The sequence below is a fragment of the Arthrobacter sp. 2MCAF14 genome, from assembly GCF_052115645.1.
Classification (GTDB): domain Bacteria; phylum Actinomycetota; class Actinomycetes; order Actinomycetales; family Micrococcaceae; genus Arthrobacter.
On the sequence record NZ_JBFRHB010000057.1, the window covers coordinates 1 to 21,579 of the forward strand.

A 21,579-nucleotide genomic window follows, 5' to 3' on the forward strand; every position below is an offset into this window, starting at 1 on the left:
GCCTGTGAGTACCGCCTGTAGGTGTTCTTCTGTGGCGGCGCGGGCACGGGACCCGATTTTCCCCTTAAAGAAGATTCTTGATTTGAAGACGACACGGTCGTTGCAACTCCCGAAAATCTGGGGTGTTGCAACGACCGCTAGAACCCAAGGGGGCTTAGGCGCCGGTGATGTGGAAGCGTCGTGAACATCGGGTACTGCGATGTCCGGGGCCGCATGGCAAAGAGCGGAGGAGCAAGCAGGCCGACTCGGCCGAACTACTGACAGCGTCTGCACAAGTAGCGGCCGTCCAGACGCCTTCGGACCAGAAAGGCGGATCGGCCGTGCGGCGACGGTTTTCTACTAGCCCATGGGATGGCACCAGCGAAGATCGCAGCCTCCCTGCCGCCACATCAATCAAGAGGCTACGTCCCGTCAAACCAACGCCATTGGTATCGGGTTCGGCGACACCCAACCGCGGCGTAAAGTCAAGCTTTGTCAACAGTCAGGGGCCAAATAGCCTCTGACCTGCGGAAACACTGTGCCCGAGGTGGGACTCGAACCGCATTCCGGGCCTTGGAAACACTGGGAAGTCCAGAAAACATGCCGAGTACGGGCCGGTCCGGCCGATGTACGACCCAATCCGAAGCCAAAAGTGTTGACACTGTCAACACCCGCAGATCCGAATCCGCAAGCTTCCCATCGACCGCACAACAATATGATCTACAACCTCAAGGGTAGAGCTTCGAACTTACGACCCTTCCGCAGCGATCGCGATTCGACGCCTCGTCAGCAGGTGGGCCACCACGGTTTGGGTCTTTGAACCGTCCCTGGAATCATGCCGCCACAGGCATAACGTCCCACTGCGCATAACCGGCGTGTTCGGGCTGGAACTTGGCCGTCTTGAGCTCGATGACGACGTAGCCCGTTGACCGCACTATCAGCCAGCCTTTAGCGCCTCTCTTCCGCACGGAGGGCGACGGCCGAGATGTCAGCTTTCATACCTGCGGACGACGGTTGATGGCGGGCATTACGGTGTGTGGCGGGCATTACCGTGTGGGTATGGAACCTGATCACAAGCCCTCCGTTATCAGCAGGCTACTGGACGAGGTGTGGTGGGCGGCCGGGGTTCGGCTGGCCCACGATGCAGCCGGAGGGAGTCAGCCTTTGACTGCGCCGGCGCTCAGTCCTTGGACAAGGAACTTCTGTACGTAAGCGAACAGGAGGACCACGGGGATGATGGCGACGACCCCGCCTGCAGCAAGGGCTCCGAAGTCCGCACCGAACTCCCCCAGCAGATAGCTCAGGCCCACGGGAACCGTGAAACGGCTTTGGGTGCTCATGAACATGATGGCGAACAGGAAGTTATTCCAGGCGCTGATGAACGCGAAGGACCCGACGGCGACAATGCCTGGCTTCAAGAGCGGGAGGACCACGAGCCGGAAGGCCTGGATGCGGGTGCAGCCGTCCACCCATGCAGCTTCTTCGAGTTCCACGGGGACGTTTCGGATGAAGCCGGCCATGAGGATCAGTGACAGGGGAAGGTGGAAGACTGTGTCGGAAATGATGAGGCTCCACAGGTTATTGGTCAGGCCAACGGCGTTGAAGATCTCAAAAAGCGGAATGAGCATCATGGCGCCGGGCACGAACTGGGTGCACAGCATGGCCACCAGAAAAAGTGTCTTGCCGTGGAACCTGAAGCGGGCCAGGGCGTAGCCGCCCAGCAGCGCTATGACGGTGGACGTGAGCAGGCTCATCCCGGCGACGAAAAAACTGTTCTGGAAGTAGATGCCGAAGCCTGACCCGTTCCACACGGTTGCGAAATGGTCGAACGTGATGGGCCACGGCACCAGCGAGGTGGAGCCGGCGGGCCGGAAGGCAAACAGCAGCATCCAGTAGAACGGAATGAGTGTGAAGAGAAGGAACAGCGTCAACGGCGCGTAGGTCAGGACCCTGTCGAAGAGGCGCTCTCGCTTTTTCAGTGCGCTCATCGGTCGTGATTCCGGTGTGCCGGTGCCTCCTGGCTGAGCCGGAGTGATGGTGGGCGCCTGGGGAAGCAATGAAGTCACTTGTCATCCTCTTTTGACTTGGTGATGCGCAGATATAGCAGCGAGAAGAACGTCAGAATGACGAAGGCGACCACGGTTAGCGCCGAACCGTAGCCGAAGTCCCGGTCATGAATGGCTGTCTGGGCGACGTAAAGGGGAAGGGTTGTTGTGGAACTCGCGGGTCCGCCCCCGGTCAGGGTGTAGAGAAGATCAACGTTGTTGAATTCCCACACTGCCCGGAGGAGTGTTGCGATGATGATGGCCTGCCGGAGGTGCGGCCAGGTGATGGACACAAATTTCCGGAGGGTGCCGGCTCCGTCCACCTCGGCGGATTCGTAGAGTTCCAGGGACACGGATTGAAGGTCGGCAAGGATGAGGATCGCGAAGAAGGGAATGCCTTTCCACATCTCAGCCAGTACGACGCCCCAGAATGTGGTGCCACTGCCTGAAAGTAGGGAGGCGCCGTACTCGCCAATGCCCATGTCCGCGAAGTAGCGGCCGATCCCCGTTGAGGGGTTGTAGATGAGGATCCAGATGGTGGTGGTGAGGATCCCGGAAACGGCCCAGGGCGAGAACACGAGCGCACGGGCCAGGCCGCGCCCGATGAAGGTCTTATTGATCAGGAGCGCCAGTGCCAGTCCGAAGACGAACTGCAGCCCGACCTCCACGGTCACCCATTGGCCGGTAAAGGCAAGGCTCCGCCAGAAGAGGGGATCGGAGCCCATGGCGATGAAGTTGTCCAGGCCGGCGAAACCGTCGTTCCAGGGCTGCGTCACGTTCGAATGTTGGAGGCTGTAGTAGAAGACGCTGCCGACGGGGTAGACCAGGAACACGAGGGTCAGGATCGCCGCCGGACCGATGAGGAAGTAGGGATAGAGACGTCTCAGGTCTGCGTGTCTTGACCGTGCCGGATGTTTCGGCGGGCGGGTGGGAGTTATGACTGCCATGGCGTTACTTCTTCATGTACTTCTGCTGGGCCTTGGTCAGCTTCTCGGCGCTGGCGGTCAGGAAGTCCTTCATGGACAGCTGGCCTTGAAGGACCTTTTGCCATTTCGGGAGCATCTCGGTGGTGGTAATCGAGTTGAACTCGGGCAGGTAGAAAGGTTGTTCCAGCAGTACCGCGCCCTTGTTCTCGAGCGCCTTGACCGATGCCTGCATTGCAGGGTTCTGTGTCACCCACGATTCCTTGGCGACCTCAGTATTGCCCGGAAGGTAACCGGATTTCTGGGCCCAGAAGCTGTTGCCTTCATTGCTCATGGTGAATTCGAGGAACTTCCAGGCGGCTTCCTTGTGTGCGCTGGCCTGGAACATTGAGAAGCCCGTCGTCATGAAGCCGGTCAGAACGGACTTGCCGGTTGCTGAGGGAAACGGGACCACCGCTCCGACTTTGTCGGCGCCCAGGGCCGTGACATGGGTTGGATAGGACCCGATGCTGTGGCTGAGCATAGCCGCTCCGCCGGCACCGAATTGGGCCACCATCGTTTTGAAGTCGGCAGTCAGGTCGCTGGCTGCTGTCTCCTTGCCATACAGGGCTGCGTACTTCTCCGCCGCGGCGATGACCGCCGGGTCGTTGAGGGTTGACGTGCCGTCTTCGCGGAAGAAGGTCTCCATTCCAGCCTGGGGGTAGACCATCTGGACGAACTGGGAGAAGAATCCGTTGCCGCCCCTGAGGGTGTAGCCGAACTTACCCGAGGACTTGTCGGTGAGCTTCTGCGCCGCAGCGTAGAAGTCATCCCATGTTGCGGGGGTGGGCAGCCCGGCGTTCTTGAAGAGATCCGGGCGGTAGTAGATGACGTCGGCCAGGCTCGTTGCCGGGGTCAGGTAGAGCTTGCCGTCGGGCGCCGCGGCCCGTGAAGATTTGGTCATCGCAGGCGAGATCTTGTCTTCCCATCCTCCGCTTTTGAAATCGGCATCGAGAGGCGCCAGCGCGCCCTGAGCGACGAGAGCCGAGATGTCGGAGGCCTTGGGCGTGATAATGTCCGGCGTCGCCTTGGTGGCGATGGCCGTACTGATCTTCTGCATGTATGAATCAGTGGGCAGCCCCAGATAGTTGACCTTGATTCCCGGGTTCTTGGCTTCGAACATGCTGATCAGGGTCTTCAGGTTCGCTGTGCGTTCCGGGCGGGTGTCCGTGTCCCACAGTTCCAGAACGACGTCACCCTTCTGAGCAGAGCCGGTGTCTGCTCCCGTCCCACAGGCTCCCAGCGCCAATGTGCCAGCGAGAATGGCCGCGACCGATAAGGCCCTTCTTCTGCTGAGAATCCCCGCGGGGGACAGGCCCTTGTTCATACGCTTCATTGCGTTCCTCTCATTAGGCGTGAGCCGGAAAATCCGGCGAACCGCCGCTCTCATACATCGTATACTACACACCGTACACCTGATATGATCAGTGTCATGGAAAGGAATTTATTGTGAGTACGGAAGTCATGCCTAGCGGTTTATTGCCATCGTCATCGCGGACGGGCCTCGTTGTGGAGGCGCTTAGGCGGTCGATACTGACGGGTGAGCTTCCCGCAGGGCACGCCCTGGTTGAGACTGAGCTGGCCCGCCGCTTTGGAATCTCCAAAACCCCCGTCAGGGAAGCCCTCAAGACGCTCGTCGGTGCCGGCCTGGTTACGATGAGCGAATACAAGGGCGCCACTGTCCGCGTTGTGGATGAGGAGATGGCGCGCAGCGTCTTCGACGTCCGCTCACTCCTCGAGCCGGTCGCCGTCGCCCGGACAGTAGAACGCGGGCTGGACGTGGACCTCGCCCAGGACGCACTCGATCGTGCCTCATCCGCGAAGGACGAAGCCGAAAGGAGCCTCGCCAACCGGGACTTCCACGAGCTCCTCTATTCCAACTGCGGCAACCCTGTCCTCGTGGAGATGTTGAACGGGTTGCGTGAGCAGACGGCCCTCATCTCGGTCAACGCCTGGATACAGCAGCCCTCATGGGAGACAGAGGCGACAGAGCACGCCGAAATCCTTGCAGCAGCGCGAAACGGCGAAGCCGGGCGTGCGGCGGAGCTGGTACTCAACCACATCCACAGTTTCGAGGTCCGGGCAGTCGGACAGATCGCCAAAGGGAAACGATGACATTCTCTGAGCTCCGGACAGCCCTGGCTGACATTGTCGCCATTCCCGTAACCCCCTACCGGGACGGCGCGCCGGACATAGCCGCCTACACGAAGCTGCTGCACCGGCTGGTGGCCAACGGCGTCACTACAATCACGCCTAACGGAAACACCAGCGAGTTCTACGCATTGACGGCCGCTGAACGATGCCAACTCATCGAGGCGTCGGCTGAGGCAGTGGGAGCCGAAGCATCCTTGCTCCTCGGTATCGGGTACGACGTCGAGACGGCCATCTCGGACCTGCGCATTGGCAGGAGCGTGGGTATCCGCATGGCAATGATCCACCAGCCGGTCCACCCCCATGTCTCCGCTGCAGGCTGGGTGGACTACCACGCCCAGATTGCCTCCTCCGCTCCTGACATGGCGTTCGTGCTCTACATCCGCAACGAATGGGTGACCGGTCCCATGCTGGTTGAGCTCGCCAGCGGCTGCCCCAACATCATTGGAATCAAGTATGCGTTGGCGGATCCGACTCAATTTGCCCGTATCCGCGACTTGGCAGGAGCTGACCGCTTTGTATGGATCGCCGGCCTGGCTGAACCGTACGCCCTTTCTTATGCTGCGCATGGCGCAACCGGATTCACATCAGGCCTGGTCAATGTCAATCCCCAGCTATCGCTGTCCCTACGTGACGCCCTGCGCCGCGGAGACTACCCCCTCGCCGGAACTCTGCTTGCACGGATCTCCCGTTTTGAGGAAATGCGGGCCGAAGACAGATCCGCCAACAACGTCAGCGTGGTCAAAGAAGCACTTGCCCAACTTGGCCTTTGCGACCGGTCCATCAGGCCCCCAAGCTACGAAGTCAGTGACGCTGCCCGTGAGGAAATCACCGGCATACTCTCCGAGTGGAGCACCATGCACAACCTCATGCCGGAAAGTGCCCAGCGACCGCACTCCCAAGCGCCGGTGATCGCATGAAGATCACCGGATTCAAGACCTTCATGCAGCGCGTCGGAAACCGGCCTCGGCTGCTCCTGCGGGTGGACACGGATGAAGGAATTTCAGGGTGGGGTGAAGCCTACAATCACGGCCCGGACTGGGCGCTGGTGCCCGTGCTGGACTACATGTTCGAACAAATCAACGGCGATGACCCACGGCGAGTGGAGTTCGTGACCCAGAAACTCATCCGCAAGGCGAGGTTCCCCCAGGGGGCAATCGGACTGGCGGCGATCTCGGCCATTGATCACGCCCTCTGGGATATCGCGGCAAAAGCCCTCGGCGTGCCGGTCTACGCCTTATTGGGAGGGGCAGTGCGTGACCGGGTTTCGGTCTACGCCGGCGTCTACTCAGCCCCGGACCCAGCCGAATGCCGGACAGTCACTGAAGAGCTGAACGAACGCTACGGATTCACCGCCTTCAAGCTCAGCCCATTCCGGGGAGACCTACACAACCGCAGATGGGGGCTCGTGGTCACCGAGACAGCCAACTACTTCGGCGCAGTCCGGGAAGCCTGCCCCGACGCATGGGACTTCGCCTTCGACGCCCACGCCAAAATATTCGAACCGTTCCAAGCCATCCAGCTAGGGAACGCACTCGCGCCGTACCAGCCGCTGTTCTTCGAAGAACCCATCCGGCCCGAGTACTTTCCCGCATGGCACCGGCTCCGCGCAGAACTCAACGTCCCGCTGGCCACCGGTGAAAGCCTCTACTCAGCCAACGAATTCCTGAGCCTCCTCTCCGGGGCCGGCGCGGACATCGTCCAGCCGGACATCTGCGTAGTGGGCGGCATCTCCCAAATGCGCAGAATCGCCACCATAGCCGAAGCGCACTTCACTACCGTGGCGCCCCATAACCCGTTGGGTCCGCTGGCGGTTGCGCACAACCTTCACTTCGCGGCGGCCTGCAGTAACTTCTCCATCCTCGAGTACAAACTGGAGGAAACCAGCTGGTGTCCCGATCCGTACCTCCCCGTGGACGGCCACCTTGAACTGCGCCCGGACCGCCCAGGCTGGGGTATCAACATCGACGAGTCGGCCCTGACAGAGGACAACTACATCCATTGGGAACGTCAACTGCCCACCAGGCCCGACGGGTCCCACGCCTACTGCTGAGACGTCCCGCCTGCGATACTGGCCGGTGGTCCCGGAGGCCAAGGCCCCCGGTTCAGTCAGACTCGTCGCCGCAGAAGAGCTACCCTGCAGATTCCGCCCGCTGCAGGACCTGGCACCTCAGGACCTGGCCGATCTCAAAGCACTCATCGCCACTGTCTCCTGATCCACTGTCTCCTTATCCACCGTCTCCTGATCCATCCTTCCTAGGAGTAACCACCGTGACACTCACCGGACATACCCTGATCGCAGGGCAGGCCGCCGCCGGCGAAGGCAAAACAGCCTTTGGTTTCAACCCCGCCAGCAACGAAGTCCTTGAACCCGCCTACCCGCTGCTCACAGAAAAGCAGCTCAAGGCAGCCACCGCCGCGGCCGCGGAGGCGTACGCATCCTTCAGCACCCTCGATCCCGAGACGCACGCCGGCTTCCTGGAAGCCATCGCCACTAACATCGAGGCCATCGACGACGAGCTGATCATCCGTGCAGGCCAGGAGACCGGCCTACGATGCATGTCCAAGCCCTGATCCGCATCAGGTGACACCCAGAGGGAATAATGTTTACTTTCGATCAGTTGGCGGGCTTCATCGCCGTTGCCGAGGAACTGCATTTCGGCCGCGCCGCTGAACGCCTGAGCATGACTCAACCGCCGCTGAGCCGGCAGATCCAGAAGCTCGAGAAAACCGTCGGCACGGAACTGCTGGAACGGGACAACCGCAAAGTGCAGCTGACGCATGCCGGCCAGGCATTTCTGGAGGAGGCCCGGCGCCTGATGGCGCTGGCTGACCGGGCGCCGGTGACGGCCCGCCGCATCGCCTCGGGGCGATCCGGGCTGCTACGAATCGGTTTCACAGCCACCAGCGGCTTCAGCATTTTGGGTCCGTTACTGGAGGAAATCGGGGTACTTCTTCCGGATGTGGACATAGATCTCCATGAGCTCGTGACGGGAGAGCAGATCAAGGGCCTGCAGACTGGTGAGCTTGATCTTGGGCTGGCCCGGCCTCCCTTTGATACGGATGTTTTCGATTCGCGTATGCTCTACCGCGAATCGATGATGCTTGCCGTACCGACCGGACACCGGCTGTCCTTTCTGGAAAGGGACGTCACCGACGCGGACCTCAAGGACGAGCCCCTCATCATGCACTCCCCCACTCAAGCCCGGTACTTTTACGACCTCGTTATCCGGCTGCTTCCCGTCCAGCACGGCAACGTCGTGCACACGGTCAGCCAAATACTCACCATGGTCTCCTTGGTTGCGGCTAAGCGCGGAGTCGCCTTCGTCCCCCACTCGGCTGTCAAGCTTGGAATCGAAGGAGTCCAGTTCCTGCCACTGGCCAGCAGCGACGGGGAACCTGTTGAACTCCATGCGATCTGGAACCGGCGAGTCACCAACCCGTCCTTGGCCCGGCTACTCCGCAATTTCGACTTCAATACCAACTGAGCTTCCGGCGCCTCCACCCAATCGGTAATACCTTGACAGCATCTAACAATGCGGAAAGCGTCTTGGACGTGCATTACTTACCGCTCCTAGTATTTGGGTAACGCATATGTGCTCCGGGTCACGCGATCCGAACCGCCGCCTTTCTTGCGGCGCCGCCGCAGATGACGGAATTATTTACCCAGATAAGGAACGTCGATGTCCAAACCCACTCTTGATTCGCCCGTCGAGAAAACCGCGCAACCGCGGATCGGCCGCGCGAGGTCCCACACACGGTTTCTGGTGCTCGGACTGATCTTCTTCATAACCGTCGTCAACTACGCCGACCGCAGCAGCATGTCCATCGCCGGCACGGACATGACGAAGGAACTCGGCATGTCGTCAGTCCAGCTCGGTTTCGTCTTCTCCGCCTTCAGCTGGGCCTACGTCGTCGGGCAGCTTCCGGGCGGGTATCTGCTGGACCGCTTCGGGGCCAAGAAAATGTACGGCTGGAGCCTGACGTTGTGGTCCCTCGCAACCCTAGTGGTGGGCTTTGTCGGTCTGATTTCTACACCCGTCCTGGTCTCTGTCGGCATCCTCTTCGGTCTGCGTCTGTTCCTGGGCATAGTGGAGGCGCCGGCATTCCCGGCGAACGCACGCATCACCACGATGTGGTTCCCCACCAAGGAACGCGGCCAGGCCACGGCCGTTTTCAACTCCGCCCAGTACCTTGCTACGGCCATGTTTGCCCCCCTCATTGGTTGGATGACATACACTTTCGGCTGGCGTTTAGGGTTTTACGCTTTGGGAGTCCTGGGCGTGGCGATGGCCATCGTCTGGTTCCGCTGGATGAACGTTCCGTCGAAGCACAAACGCGTCACCGCAGCCGAAATTGACACCATCCGCTCCGGAGGCGGCCTCGTTGACCTGGACGAGTCAGCCACCCTGTCCAACCGGAAGTCGACAGTCACAGCGGCGCAGTTCAAGGAGTTGTTCACGAGTCGCATGTTCTGGGGCCTCTACGTTGCACAGTACGCCGTCAACGCCCTGACCTACTTCTTCATCACCTGGTTCCCCATCTACCTCGTCAGCAGCAGGCATTTGAACATCCTGCAGGCCGGCCTCATCGCCGCTATCCCCGCTCTGGCAGGCTTCGCCGGAGGCCTCCTTGGCGGATTCATCTCGGACCACCTCCTGCGCAGGGGAATGTCGCTGACTGCGGCGCGGAAAATCCCATCCATCGCCGGCATGGCACTGGCCATGCTGATCATGTTCTGCCCCTTCACAGACAGCACCCCCGTCATCGTCTTGCTCATGACGCTCGCCTTCTTCGGCAAGGGCGTCGCCGCACTCGGCTGGGCATTCGCCACTGACATGGCCCCCAAGGAAGCAAACAGTGTCTCGGCGTCCATCATGAACGCCTTCGGCAATATCGCCGGCATCGTCACACCCATCGTCATCGGCTACATCATCGCCGCAACTGGCTCCTTCGATGTCGCCCTCTGGTTTGTCGGTGCACACGGTGCCATTGCCTTGATTGGCTACCTGATCATGGGCCGGGTCAAGCGGCTTGAATTCAAGACAAGCACCGCGTCCACCGCCGACAAAATACCGGCCTAGCGCGGCCTAGCGCCACCTTTCTCTCCAGTGATACCCCCGGAGCCAAAGGCGTGATGCCCTGGGGGTATCACTGCATACACAAAGACTCTTAGACAGGCATCAGTGTGATGCATAGTCTGAAAACGAGCCATCAACACCAGCCGCGACGCGGCGCAACTTGGAGGACCACACCGTGGCAAAATACTCGCCCCAGGAACTGGCAACAATCTTGAAGGACGGGCTGCTCTCCTTCCCCGTCACATCATTTGACGAGCAGCTGCAATTCGACGAGGAAAACTACCGCAAACACCTCTCATGGCAGGCCAGCTTTCCTGTGGCAGGGCTTTTCGCAGCTGGCGGCACCGGCGAAGGATTCTCCCTCACGCCCGCAGAGTCCGCGCGGGTGGTCCGCACAGCGGTGGAGGAAGTCGGAAACTTTGTGCCGGTGCTGGCTTCGGCCGGCGGATCCACCGCCCAGGCTATTGAGAACGCCCGGGCTGCCGAGGCCGCGGGCGCCGAAGGCATCCTGCTCTTGCCCCCGTACCTGACCGAAGCGGACCAGCTGGGGCTGGTTGACCATGTCAGTGCCGTTTGCAGCGCCACGTCTCTCGGTGTGATTATCTACAACCGGGCAAATGCCATCTACAAAGACACCACCGTCGCGACCTTGGCAGAACGGCACAAGAACCTCATAGGGTTCAAGGACGGCGTCGGCGACCTTGAGCACGACGCCCGGGTTTACGCCAAGCTTGGCGACCGCCTCTTCTACCTCGGCGGCCTGCCCACAGCAGAGACCTTTGCACTCCCTCTCCTGCAGCTGGGCATGAGCACCTATTCAAGCGCCATGTACAACTTCGTCCCGCAGTTTGCCCTGGACTTCTACCAGGACGTCCGTAACAACGACCGGGTTGCCGTGAATAAGAAACTCAACGAGTTCGTGATCCCATACCTGGATATCCGCGACAGGGTCAAGGGCTACTCCGTTTCCATCGTCAAGGGTGGCCTCGATGCCATCGGCCGTCCGGCAGGCGGGGTGCGTCCCCCACTGCAGAACCTCACGCCGCGGGACCTCGCCGACCTCAAAGCACTCAGCGCCAACGTCTCCTAGGAATCAGAACCATGACACTCACCGGACATTCCCTGATCGCGGGGCAGGCCGTCGCAGGCGAAGGCAAGACCGCCTTTGGCTTCAACCCCGCCAGCAACGAACGGCTGGAACCCGTATACACCCTGCTCACCGAAGAGCAGCTCAAGGCAGCCACCGCTGCGGCCGCCGAGGCGTACGCCTCTTTCAGTGCTCTCGATCCCGAGACGCACGCCGCATTCCTCGATGCCATCGCTGACAACATCGAAGCCATCGGCGACGAGCTGATCATCCGCGCGGGCCAGGAGACCGGACTGCCCGCAGCCCGGCTGCACGGCGAACGTGCCCGCACCACCGGCCAGCTCCGCCTGTTCGCTTCCGTGGTCCGGCAGGGCGACTTCCGCGGCGTCCGCATCGACCCTGCCCTACCGGAGCGCACCCCGCTCCCCCGCGCCGACATCCGCCAGCGCCAGATACCACTGGGACCGGTGGCCGTCTTCGGTGCCAGCAACTTCCCGCTGGCCTTCTCGACGGCGGGAGGCGACACCGCCTCCGCCCTCGCCGCCGGCTGCCCGGTGGTCTTCAAGGCCCACAACGCCCACCCCGGCACCGGCGAGCTTGTCGGCCAGGCCATCGTGAAGGCCGTCCGCGACTCCGGGCTCCACCTCGGCGTCTTCTCGCTCATCTACGGCCCCGGCAACAGCATCGGCCAGGCCCTCGTGGCTGACCCTGCCATCAAGGCCGTGGGCTTCACCGGTTCCCAAAGCGCCGGCATCGCGCTGATGCGCACGGCCGCCGCACGCCCCGAACCCATCCCCGTCTACGCGGAAATGTCCTCGCTCAACCCGGTCTTCGTCTTCCCGGGCGCCCTGAGCGCCTCCGCCGAACAAATCGACGCCCTGGCGCAGCAATACGTCACCGCCGTCACCGGCAGCTCCGGACAGCTCTGCACCTCCCCCGGCCTACTGTTCGCCCCCGCCGGCGAGGCAGGCGACAAACTGGCTGCCGCCGTCGTACGCGCAGTATCCGCTTGTGCCGGCCAGACCATGCTGACCGAAGGCATCGCCGCGTCCTGGAACGCCGGCGCCACAGCGCTCGGCTCCGCCGACAACGTGACCATCGTCGGTCAAGGCACCGTCGGCCCCACCGAAAACGCACCAGCTCCCACCATCTTCGGCACTGGCGTCGCGGACTTCATCGGCAACCGCGTGCTGCACGAAGAGATCTTCGGTGCCGCCAGCCTGGTGATCCGCTACTCCACCGCCGGGGAACTGGTCGAAGCCACCAACCGGCTCGAGGGGCAGCTCACCGCCTCCCTGCAGCTCACCGAAGAGGACTACCCGACGGCGGCCCAACTACTCCACGCCCTGGAACAGAAGGTGGGGCGAATCATCGTCAATGGCTGGCCCACCGGCGTCGAAGTAGGACATGCCATGGTCCATGGCGGGCCTTTTCCGGCAACGTCGGACACGAGGACCACCTCCGTGGGTACGCTGGCAATCAAACGCTTCCTGCGGCCCGTCGCATACCAGAACCTGCCCCAGGAACTGCTTCCGGCACCGCTGCAGGATGCCAACCCGTGGCACCTGAACCGCCGGATCGACGGCACGGTTGTCCCGGCGGACGCATCAGAGAAAGCAGTGGTCAACGCATGAGCACGCAGCCCACTATCGCCCGGGTGGAAGTAGTCTCGGTCGCGGGCCACGACAGCATGCTGATGAACCTCAGCGGCGCGCATGGACCGTTTTTCACCCGCAACGTGGTCATCATTACCGACACTGACGGCCGCACTGGCCTCGGCGAAGTCCCCGGCGGGGAGAAGATCCGCGCCACCATCGAGGAGGCTGGCGTCCTGATCACCGGCAAGCCCGTGGCCCGGCACCGCTCCCTGCTGCGTGAAATTGCGGCGGAATTCGCCGACCGCGACGCCGGCGGCCGCGGACTGCAGACGTTTGACCTGCGTACCACGGTCCATGCAGTCACCGCAGTCGAATCCGCACTGCTGGACCTCCATGGGCAGTTCCTTGGCGTCCCAGTCGCGGAGCTGCTCGGCGACGGGCAGCAACGCAGCTCGGTCCCGATGCTCGGATACCTCTTCTTCATCGGTGACCGGCGGCGGACGGACCTGCCATATCTGATGGAGGCCGCGCCGTCGGACCGCTGGGAGAGGCTGCGCCGTCAAGAAGCCATGACCCCCGAAGCGGTGGTGGCCCTGGCCGAGGCCGCCCAGGAACGGTACGGCTTCAGCGACTTCAAGCTCAAGGGCGGCGTGCTCTCCGGAGACGACGAAGTGGACGTTGTCACGGCATTGGCTAAACGCTTCCCCGACGCCCGCGTCACCCTTGACCCCAACGGTGGCTGGCTGTTGGACGAAGCCATCCGGCTCGGCAAGAGGATGCAGGGCGTTGTTGCATACGCCGAGGATCCCTGCGGCGCCGAAGGGCGCTTCTCCGGGCGTGAAGTCATGGCGGAATTCCGCCGCGCCACCGGGCTCAAGACCGCCACGAACATGATTGCCACGGACTGGCGCGAAATGTCCCACGCCATCCGCAGCAACGCCGTGGACATTCCACTGGCGGACCCCCACTTCTGGACCATGCACGGCTCCGTCCGGGTGGCGCAGCTGTGCCACGAATTCGGGCTCACCTGGGGCTCGCACTCGAACAACCACTTCGACATTTCGCTGGCCATGTTCACCCACACGGGTGCAGCCGCCCCCGGCGAGATCACGGCACTGGACACGCACTGGATCTGGCAGGACGGGCAGGGCCTCACCCGGAACCCGCTGCAGATAAAGGACGGCACTATAGAAGTTCCGAACGCCCCCGGACTGGGCATCGAGCTGGACCGCGATGCCCTGGACAAGGCACACCAGCTCTACCTGGAACACGGGCTCGATGCCCGCGACGACAGCATCGGCATGCAGTACTACATCGACGGCTGGGCCTTCGATCCGAAGCGCCCCTGCCTGGTGCGCTAGGCTCCTGGCTGGCGCTGGGCAGGCAGCTTCCGCGCGGCCGGTCCTCCTTCCGCACAGCATCTGTTGGCCAGCGTGATCATGGCCGCACTACCCACCGCACAGAACGTGTTCCTCTTCGCCTCCCGCTACGGCCGCGGCATGACCGTTGCCCGCGACGTGATCCTCTGCACCACATTGTTGAGCGTCGGCGCGCTTGTTGAGTGTCGGCGCGCTGCTCGTTGTGGCGTGGCTGGTTCGATAGTTACCGTCCGGATGATTACCGGGCAGTGGTTATCAGGCACCTGGCTGATTGCCCTTACCTGAACGGCGGTCATCGCTAATAATGTCTGCCCCCTTTGGCAGAGTTATGGCATGGAAGCCATGGGGGATCTTGCAGCAAGAGGGACGTTGCGGTGGGCCAAGCTGCCTGCTGCCGCCGCTGCTGTCAGCGATCCGGTAGCCCATAGACGGCCGGGCTCGGCCGGACCGGAGCCGGCCGATGACGGATACCGGACCACCACCGAATTCCGGAGGGCCCTGCTTCGGATCAGCGCCGCCGAATCCCGGCGCCGGATCGCACTGGCGGCCACGGTGCTGCCCCCCACCGGGATCACCGGCCACCCCCAGCCCCCGGAACGGCCCGAACTCGCAGCGGCCCTCGCCGCCGGAACCATCGCCTCCCACCCCGCGACCATCATCACCGCCGCCCTGGACCGCGTCCGCCACCACGCCCCCGCCGTCACCACCGCCCGGATGGAACACGCCCTGACCGGCACCGCGGCCGAGAACGACACCGACTTCCTCCCCCGCATCGCCCGCCGCTGGACTGACGCGATCGATCAGGACGGCACCGAACCCACCGAGAACGAGCTCCGCCACCGCCAGGGGGCCTTCCTCCGCCCCGCCCGCCCGCCGCGGACTGCACCCCTTGGAAATCTTCGCCACCACCGACCAGTACGAACACCTTCTCACCGTCATGAACACCGCCAACAACCCCCGCAACCACACCGGCACCACGGCGGGCAACGACGCAGACGGAAACGGCGCCGGTACCGCAGCCGGCACCGGCACCCTCCCCGCCGCGGGAGGGCTCCGCCCGCAGGTCATGGTCACCATCGACTACCGCGACCTCCTGGACCGCCTCGAACAACCACACAGCCCAAGGTCCCGCTACCCCCCTCCGGACCGGACTCCCACGGGTTCCGGCGGCACGGATTCGGGCGGTGCCGCCAACTCCAAGACCCCCAGCGGCCAACACGGCCACGAAACCTCCAGCACCACCACAGCCGGCATCCCCGGCACCGGGTAATTCACGTTCACCGGCCCCGTCACCGCCTCCACCGTCCGCAAAATCGCCTGCGACCCCGACATCATCCCCATCCTGCTCGGAAGCCAGAGCCGCGTCCTGGACATCGGCCGCACCACAAGGATCTTCCCGCCGCACATCCGCAAAGCCATCACCGCCCGCGACCAAGGCTGCACCTTCCCGGGCTGCACCATCCCCGCACCCTCGTGCGAAGCCCACCACATCACCTACTGGTCACAAGGAGGATCCACCAGCACCGACAACGGACCCTCCTCTGCTCGCATCACCACCACCTGATTCATAAAGAACTGTGGCAAATCCAGGTCAAGACCGGCATTCCCTGGTTCATCCCGCCGTCCCATGTCGACCCGCGCCAAGGGCCCCGACGCAACCACTATCGATCCATTCGCCCCGCAGACGGTCGAAATTGGCAAGCGAACTCTCGACCTTCGCAGCCTCCAAAGGTCAACCCCCATCGCACTTGTAATATAAGTTAGCCACTTGTATCCTAAGTGCGCGGGCGATGTAGCCCAACTACTTGTTTCCCAGGAGAACCAATGACCACCGTCGATCTCATCCGGCACGTAAAGCTTTCCACCGCGCGGCTTCCGCTGGCCGTTCCCATCAGCGACGCCAAGGTCTTCACCGGGCGCCAGAAGCCCATGACCGAGGTCGTCTTCCTCTTCACCGAAATCCTCACCGAGCAGGGACACAGCGGAATCGGCTTCAGCTACTCCAAGCGCGCTGGCGGCCCGGCCCAGTACGCGCACGCCAAGGAAGTCGCCGAAGGCCTCATCGGCGAGGATCCCAACGACATCGGCAAGATCTACACCAAGCTCCTCTGGGCCGGTGCCTCCGTGGGCCGCTCCGGAGTGGCCACCCAGGCACTCGCTGCGATCGACATCGCGCTTTACGACCTCAAGGCCAAGCGCGCCGGCCTGCCGCTCGCCAAGTTCCTGGGCTCCTACCGCGACTCCGTCCAGACGTATAACACCTCCGGCGGCTTCCTCAACGCCTCCCTCGACGAGGTCAAGGCCCGCGCCACAGTCCTCCTGGACGAAGGAATCGGCGGCATCAAGATCAAGGTGGGCCTGCCCGATACTGCCGAAGACCTTCGCCGCGTCGCCGGTATCCGCGAGCACATCGGCTGGGACGTGCCCCTCATGGTGGACGCCAACCAGCAATGGGACCGCGCCACAGCCCTGCGTATGGGTCGCCAGTTGGAGGAATTCAACCTTGTCTGGATCGAAGAACCCTTGGACGCATACGACTTCGAGGGCCACGCACATCTCGCCCAGATCCTCGATACCCCTATCGCCACCGGCGAGATGCTCGCTTCGGTGGCCGAACACAAGGGTCTCATCAACGCCAACGGCTGCGACATCATTCAACCGGATGCACCCCGCGTTGGCGGCATCACCCAGTTCCTGCGCCTCGCTGCCCTCGCGGACGAACGAGGCCTTGGCCTGGCACCGCATTTCGCCATGGAAATCCACCTCCACCTCGCTGCTGCCTACCCGCGCGAACCATGGGTGGAACACTTCGACTGGCTCGATCCGCTGTTCAACGAACGCCTCGAAACCAAGAACGGCCGCATGCTCGTCCCAGACCGTCCGGGACTTGGCGTGACCCTCAGCGACCAGGCACGCGCATGGACCACTGAATCCGTGGAGTTCGGCAAGTAACCTTGAACCCATGAGCCGGAACCTGAGCACCGACCTTGCCGCGGAGCTGCGCGCCCGCATAGTCGACGGCGCCATCCAGCCAGGCGGAAAGCTTCCGAGCGAAAACACCCTCATTGGTGAGTTTGGCGTAAGCCGCACCGTCGTCCGCGCTGCACTCACCCGGCTTCAGGCTGAGGGACTCGTCGAAACCGAACGGGGGCGCGGCAGCTTTGCGCTGACCCCGCCCCCCACCGGGAACACCGAACGCCACGGGACGAGGCCCGTCACGAGTGTGGAGGACCGACTCCGCCTCCTTGAATTCCGGGTAGGAGTGGAATCGGAAGCAGCCGCCTTGGCTGCCCGCAACCATACCGAACGCAACCTGAAGGCGATCAAATCCGCACTGGAGGAATTTACCGTCACTGCAGGACACCCCGCACATGCGATGAAGTCCGACTACCAATTCCACCGCGCCATAGCAGCCGCCACCGGAAACCCCTTCTACTCCGACTGCCTCGCGTCCCTGGGCCAGACGATGATCACCATGCCGCGAACAAGGCTCATGACCGGCGATGAGCGTTACCCGACGGACCACGTCGAACAGGTGATACACGAACATACTTCCATCCACGCCGCGATCGCAGACCGTGATGAATCTGCCGCGGCTGCGGCCATGCGCACCCATCTCACTAACTCCCGAAGGCGCCTGATGTCCGCAACCCGCAGGCACCAAGACTGAACGGAGAAGACGTCGGCAATCGCGCAGCCGCTGCGCAATTGGCAGTCCGAGCCCCTCAACAATCGCGGAAACCCCTGTCATGGCCCGGCCCACAATGAGCGAGTTGATCTCGAACAAGCCCTCGCAGGTGAAAATTGCTTCGGCATCGGCAAAGATCTTGGCCATCCGATAATCGGTCACAATGCCGTTTCCGCCCAGGATGGACCGGCCCATCGCGCGGCCGCCTGGGCTGCTGGACAAGCTGCCGGCGTCGCTCACATGGGCGCGCACGCTCTCGGCGCAGCCGCCTACGCCGCGAAAGCGGCCGGGCTGGCCGCTCCGGATCAGCCCACGGCCATCTCTGAGGAGATCTCCTGGCAACTCGAGCACATGAATGCACGGTATCCGGGTCCAGCCGGATGCCGCGATCTGGACGGAGGACGCCACGGTGCTCATCGAAGCCAAAGGCACGCGGACGGCCGCCCAGTTCCAGACGACACAACTTGCACGCGAGTACCCTGCCTTGATGATCGGCCCGCGGAAGCACAAGCTGCTTCTGCTGATTCTCGACTCCCCTCCCCCGCTCCGTATTCAGTCAGCCGGCCGCGTCGACCTCATCGAGGGGTCACCATCGGGTTGGAGGAACTGTAGTCCGCGGCAGCCCTGCCAGCTGCCGACGTCGAACATCTCGTCCAGGCCATCCCCGAGACGGTCTGCTGGATCACGTGGCAGGAAATCCACTCCATCGTCGACGAGGCTGCGGCAGCCTGACACCAGCCTTGCCGGCACACTCCGTCGCCTGGCGGAGGGCGTGACAGACGCCATCGACTGGCATTCCCGGCCCAAATAGACCGTCAGGCAGGGCCGGGCGCGGATCTGCACTTACCGCTCCAGGACGTCGATTTTCAGAGACGCACACCTATTGACCAGCCAGACGAAACCGTCGCCTGACGCGAGACACCAAGCCGCTTCCCGGGACGATGTCGAGGTCGCTTTGCTGGACACGGACATCGAAAAGCATCCAGGCGCGGGCGCTGTTGTCCCGATCCGACATCTAACCGATCCCGTCAAACCCGGCACTATCGGCCGCGTCCCATAGTCGGATCTGAGAGTAATTTGCCCCATGGGATGGCCCGGCCTTCCCTTTCGTGTCGGAGGGACGATACATGCTGAGCCCGTGACGTTTTCCCTGCGCACCGCCCGCCGCGACCGCGGAGTCCCGCCCGGGCGCATCCCCCACGACATCGGCGCACCATGCCTGCTGCTGCACACCCTTCAGACCGAGGACGCCGTCGGTCAGCTCCTCTCCACCGGACGCATCGTGGCCGACCCTGCCCGGGCCTGGACCGAGTTCCCGGACGCCTACGCGTGGATGTACCGGCAGATGTAGTCCCGCCTGCCAACCAGGGGCGACGGCGCCTTGTGGCTCTGGGCGAAAATCGGGCGCCAGGACCTACTGGCCCACTGCCGCCGGTCCCGGGGGAAGGTGCTGCTGACCTGCCGGATCCCCCGGGAACGCGTGCTCCTGTCCGAGTTCGACGACTGGCACCGGGTACTCAACGGATCACCCAACATCCTCGCCCTCCCCGGTGAAAGCGATGACGCCTACGGCGACCGGCTCAACCTCGTGCTCGATGACTTCTTTGACCGCGTATCCGCAGCCGGCGTCGAACACGATCCAGTCAGCACCTGGCCGCAGGACCTTCGGCCCGAGATTGAAGCGAGCTGGGAAACGATTTTAGACCCAAGCAACTACCCCAGGACCTCCTACTGGACGGCGACCGTACATGAACTGCATGCCGAAGACGTGACGGAGGCAGTCCGCTTCGTGGACTAACCAAGGGACGCGCCTGAACGTTGCCGGACGTGTTCCACGGGCGCCATCACGTCCCCTCAGCTTCAGCCGGGACAGTGTGCAGCGGTGTCGTACCCTGACCGATTCAAGCTTCGTCTCGTTCTGCCGCTTCATTGGCGCTGGGGGGACCTCCATGCAACCAAGCCGCTACGCGCCGCTCGCCATCCAAAGATTCGTTCAACGCTCCTGTGTCGCTAGTTTTCCTCGCGAACTTTTGGATTGTTCCCGGTACCCCAAGTTGCACTCCGGCCCCTCATACCCAGCGAAGGCTCCGCTATCAGAACGACGCCCAAATCTGACAGACACGCCCGGAATATCACCGGCAGCCTGACAGAGCTGCCAACACACCTGGCCCGCGTTGCGGTGCGCAAATCGCATCTGGGCGCGACCCCATGCCCCCAAGGCAGGGCGGTCATGTAGTCCGGTCCCAAACCCACTATGAAAGAGCAAGACCGCAGAACACTCCCCCAACCAGGAAACGAGACAGAGGACCACAAAACGCCCCCGCAGGGGCTCATAAAAAGCTGATGGTTATGTCCCGCCGAGTGGTGTAGATCTCAGCGGTTGCGCGTTGCTCCGGCAACGTAGTGAGCCATCGTGCGATGGTCAGTGAGTACCGATCAAAGAACTCACAAAGGACACAAACACACGATGGCTCTAGACCAGTCTGCCCTGCTTCCAGGACCCTGACGACCACCGCCGGGGACCTGAACCTGAAGATCCCCAAGCTGCGGAACGGGTCGTTTTTCCCGGCTCTGCTGGAACGCCGCCGCCGCGTCGACCAGGCCCTCTACGCTGTCGTGATGGAGGCCTACCTGCACGGGGTCTCCACCCGGAAGGTCGATGACCTGGTCAAAGCGCTCGGGGCCGACACCGGGATCTCCAAGTCCGAAGTTTCCCGGATTTGCGAGGACCTGGACCACGAAGTCGGCGCGTTCCGGGACCGCGACCTCTCGGCCATGGACTACCCGTACGTGTTCCTCGACGCCACCTACTGCAAGGCCCGCGTCGGGCACCGCGTCGTGTCCCAGGCCGTCGTGGTCGCCTTCGGCGTGGCCGCGGACGGGCGCCGGGAAGTCCTGGGCTTCGACGTCGGCGACAGCGAGAACGAGGGATTCTGGACCGCGTTCCTGCGGTCCTTGAAGGCCCGCGGACTGGACGGAGTGAAACTGGTGATCTCCGACGCCCACACCGGCCTGAAGAAAGCCATCGGCACGGTGTTCCAGGGCGCGACGTGGCAGCGCTGCCGAGTGCATTTCATGCGCAATGTGCTCTCGACCGTGCCGAAGGGATCCCAAGACATGGTCGCCTCGATCATCCGCACCGCCTTCGCCCAGCCCGACGCCGGGCACGTGAACACCCAGTTCGACGAGGTCACCCGGATGCTTCTCAAATCCCACCCGAAGGTCGCCGCGATGCTCGGCGACGCACGGGACGACGTGCTCGCGTTCACTGGATTCCCGGCCAGGCACTGGCGCCAGATCTGGTCCACGAATCCCATGGAACGCGTCAACAAAGAGATCAAGAGACGCACCGACGTCGTCGGCGTCTTCCCCAACCCGGCTGCCCTTCTCCGGCTCGCCGGTGCGGTCCTCGTCGAGCAACACGACGAATGGGAAGCCGGCGACCGCCGCTACCTCTCCGAGGCCTCCATGACCGAACTCAAGGCCATGAACACGACCCCCGCCACGCCGATCGCGGAGGCGATTTTGCTTCCCGAACTCACGGCAGCATAATCAAATAACTGACCTGCACGGTGTCGAGAAAACTCCACCACTCAGCGGGACGTAACC

The 21,579-nt window shown here is 62.9% G+C and carries 17 protein-coding genes and 4 pseudogenes; 17 read left to right on the plus strand and 4 right to left on the minus strand.

Translation table 11 applies throughout. The annotated features are described in order from the left end of the window. Positions 1-1,136: 1,136 nt before the first annotated feature. From AB4074_RS23035 to AB4074_RS23045, 3 genes are read right to left on the minus strand one after another with little or no spacing between them, the layout of a single operon-like run. Positions 1,137-2,045, minus strand: a complete 909-nt coding sequence (locus AB4074_RS23035; RefSeq protein WP_441415471.1) for a carbohydrate ABC transporter permease — start codon at positions 2,043-2,045, stop codon at positions 1,137-1,139. Continuing rightward, a complete protein-coding gene (locus AB4074_RS23040) occupies positions 2,042-2,971 on the minus strand; it encodes a carbohydrate ABC transporter permease (RefSeq protein WP_441415472.1) in 930 nt (309 codons plus the stop codon). Before AB4074_RS23040 ends, AB4074_RS23035 begins: the two co-directional genes overlap by 4 nt. 4 nt (positions 2,972-2,975) lie before the next feature. Continuing rightward, complete coding sequence (locus tag AB4074_RS23045) at positions 2,976-4,322, minus strand: ABC transporter substrate-binding protein (protein ID WP_441415473.1); 1,347 nt, start codon at positions 4,320-4,322, stop codon at positions 2,976-2,978. 113 nt (positions 4,323-4,435) lie between these two features. On the opposite strand from AB4074_RS23045, the gene AB4074_RS23050 reads away from it, so the two are divergent. The 13 genes and pseudogenes from AB4074_RS23050 to AB4074_RS23110 all read left to right on the plus strand — a co-directional run bounded on the left by AB4074_RS23050 (position 4,436) and on the right by AB4074_RS23110 (position 17,952). Further along, entirely contained in the window at positions 4,436-5,101 is a 666-nt protein-coding gene (locus AB4074_RS23050; protein ID WP_441415474.1) for a GntR family transcriptional regulator, read from the plus strand. Continuing rightward, positions 5,098-6,057, plus strand: a complete 960-nt coding sequence (locus AB4074_RS23055; protein WP_441415475.1) for a dihydrodipicolinate synthase family protein — start codon at positions 5,098-5,100, stop codon at positions 6,055-6,057. The genes AB4074_RS23050 and AB4074_RS23055 overlap by 4 nt, the downstream gene beginning before the upstream one ends. Next, a complete protein-coding gene (locus tag AB4074_RS23060) occupies positions 6,054-7,190 on the plus strand; it encodes a mandelate racemase/muconate lactonizing enzyme family protein (RefSeq protein WP_441415476.1) in 1,137 nt (378 codons plus the stop codon). The genes AB4074_RS23055 and AB4074_RS23060 overlap by 4 nt, the downstream gene beginning before the upstream one ends. Before the next feature lie 218 nt (positions 7,191-7,408). Beyond that, a pseudogene (locus tag AB4074_RS23065) lies at positions 7,409-7,690 on the plus strand (aldehyde dehydrogenase (NADP(+))); the annotation flags it as partial. A gap of 50 nt (positions 7,691-7,740) precedes the next feature. Beyond that, on the plus strand, positions 7,741-8,625 hold the full coding sequence (locus AB4074_RS23070) for a LysR family transcriptional regulator (protein WP_441415477.1): 885 nt from the start codon (positions 7,741-7,743) through the stop codon (positions 8,623-8,625). A gap of 195 nt (positions 8,626-8,820) precedes the next feature. Beyond that, the gene (locus AB4074_RS23075) at positions 8,821-10,221 is read left to right on the plus strand and encodes an MFS transporter (protein ID WP_441415478.1); all 1,401 of its coding nucleotides are present in this window, start codon (positions 8,821-8,823) and stop codon (positions 10,219-10,221) included. A gap of 172 nt (positions 10,222-10,393) precedes the next feature. Next, positions 10,394-11,308 carry a 5-dehydro-4-deoxyglucarate dehydratase gene (gene kdgD / locus AB4074_RS23080; protein WP_441415479.1) on the plus strand — a complete coding sequence of 305 codons (915 nt, stop codon included), beginning with the start codon at positions 10,394-10,396 and terminating at the stop codon, positions 11,306-11,308. An 11-nt stretch (positions 11,309-11,319) separates the two neighbouring features. Further along, a complete protein-coding gene (locus AB4074_RS23085) occupies positions 11,320-12,939 on the plus strand; it encodes an aldehyde dehydrogenase (NADP(+)) (protein ID WP_441415480.1) in 1,620 nt (539 codons plus the stop codon). Beyond that, entirely contained in the window at positions 12,936-14,264 is a 1,329-nt protein-coding gene (locus AB4074_RS23090) for an enolase C-terminal domain-like protein (RefSeq protein ID WP_441415481.1), read from the plus strand. Before AB4074_RS23085 ends, AB4074_RS23090 begins: the two co-directional genes overlap by 4 nt. A 63-nt stretch (positions 14,265-14,327) precedes the next feature. After that, entirely contained in the window at positions 14,328-14,567 is a 240-nt protein-coding gene (locus AB4074_RS23095) for a hypothetical protein (protein ID WP_441415482.1), read from the plus strand. Between the two features lie 63 nt (positions 14,568-14,630). Then, positions 14,631-16,046 (plus strand): annotated as a pseudogene (locus AB4074_RS23100) (DUF222 domain-containing protein); the annotation flags it as partial. A gap of 60 nt (positions 16,047-16,106) precedes the next feature. After that, positions 16,107-17,234, plus strand: a complete 1,128-nt coding sequence (locus AB4074_RS23105; RefSeq protein ID WP_441415483.1) for an L-talarate/galactarate dehydratase — start codon at positions 16,107-16,109, stop codon at positions 17,232-17,234. A gap of 10 nt (positions 17,235-17,244) precedes the next feature. After that, positions 17,245-17,952, plus strand: a complete 708-nt coding sequence (locus AB4074_RS23110) for a FadR/GntR family transcriptional regulator (RefSeq protein ID WP_441415484.1) — start codon at positions 17,245-17,247, stop codon at positions 17,950-17,952. Positions 17,953-18,009: 57 nt separating this feature from the next. Here AB4074_RS23110 and AB4074_RS23115 read toward each other — a convergent pair. Then, positions 18,010-18,168, minus strand: a pseudogene (locus AB4074_RS23115) (acyl-CoA dehydrogenase family protein); the annotation flags it as partial. Here AB4074_RS23115 and AB4074_RS23120 point away from each other — a divergent pair. The 4 genes and pseudogenes from AB4074_RS23120 to AB4074_RS23135 all read left to right on the plus strand — a co-directional run. Beyond that, a complete protein-coding gene (locus tag AB4074_RS23120; RefSeq protein ID WP_441415487.1) occupies positions 18,124-18,582 on the plus strand; it encodes a putative immunity protein in 459 nt (152 codons plus the stop codon). The pseudogene AB4074_RS23115 and the gene AB4074_RS23120 overlap by 45 nt on opposite strands. Before the next feature lie 526 nt (positions 18,583-19,108). After that, entirely contained in the window at positions 19,109-19,321 is a 213-nt protein-coding gene (locus AB4074_RS23125) for a hypothetical protein (protein ID WP_441415485.1), read from the plus strand. 30 nt (positions 19,322-19,351) lie between these two features. Beyond that, positions 19,352-19,768, plus strand: a complete 417-nt coding sequence (locus AB4074_RS23130; protein ID WP_441415486.1) for a DUF3841 domain-containing protein — start codon at positions 19,352-19,354, stop codon at positions 19,766-19,768. A gap of 653 nt (positions 19,769-20,421) precedes the next feature. Next, positions 20,422-21,522: pseudogene (locus AB4074_RS23135) on the plus strand (IS256 family transposase); the annotation flags it as partial. Positions 21,523-21,579 lie beyond the last annotated feature (57 nt).

Bases quoted from the DNA above. Each gene is read 5' to 3' on its own strand.
- AB4074_RS23040 (WP_441415472.1), bottom strand. From the start codon at position 2,971: ATGGCAGTCATAACTCCCACCCGCCCGCCGAAACATCCGGCACGGTCA.
- AB4074_RS23045 (WP_441415473.1), bottom strand. From the start codon at position 4,322: ATGAAGCGTATGAACAAGGGCCTGTCCCCCGCGGGGATTCTCAGCAGA.
- AB4074_RS23055 (WP_441415475.1), top strand. From the start codon at position 5,098: ATGACATTCTCTGAGCTCCGGACAGCCCTGGCTGACATTGTCGCCATT.
- AB4074_RS23060 (WP_441415476.1), top strand. From the start codon at position 6,054: ATGAAGATCACCGGATTCAAGACCTTCATGCAGCGCGTCGGAAACCGG.
- AB4074_RS23070 (WP_441415477.1), top strand. From the start codon at position 7,741: ATGTTTACTTTCGATCAGTTGGCGGGCTTCATCGCCGTTGCCGAGGAA.
- AB4074_RS23075 (WP_441415478.1), top strand. From the start codon at position 8,821: ATGTCCAAACCCACTCTTGATTCGCCCGTCGAGAAAACCGCGCAACCG.
- AB4074_RS23085 (WP_441415480.1), top strand. From the start codon at position 11,320: ATGACACTCACCGGACATTCCCTGATCGCGGGGCAGGCCGTCGCAGGC.
- AB4074_RS23090 (WP_441415481.1), top strand. From the start codon at position 12,936: ATGAGCACGCAGCCCACTATCGCCCGGGTGGAAGTAGTCTCGGTCGCG.
- AB4074_RS23105 (WP_441415483.1), top strand. From the start codon at position 16,107: ATGACCACCGTCGATCTCATCCGGCACGTAAAGCTTTCCACCGCGCGG.
- AB4074_RS23110 (WP_441415484.1), top strand. From the start codon at position 17,245: ATGAGCCGGAACCTGAGCACCGACCTTGCCGCGGAGCTGCGCGCCCGC.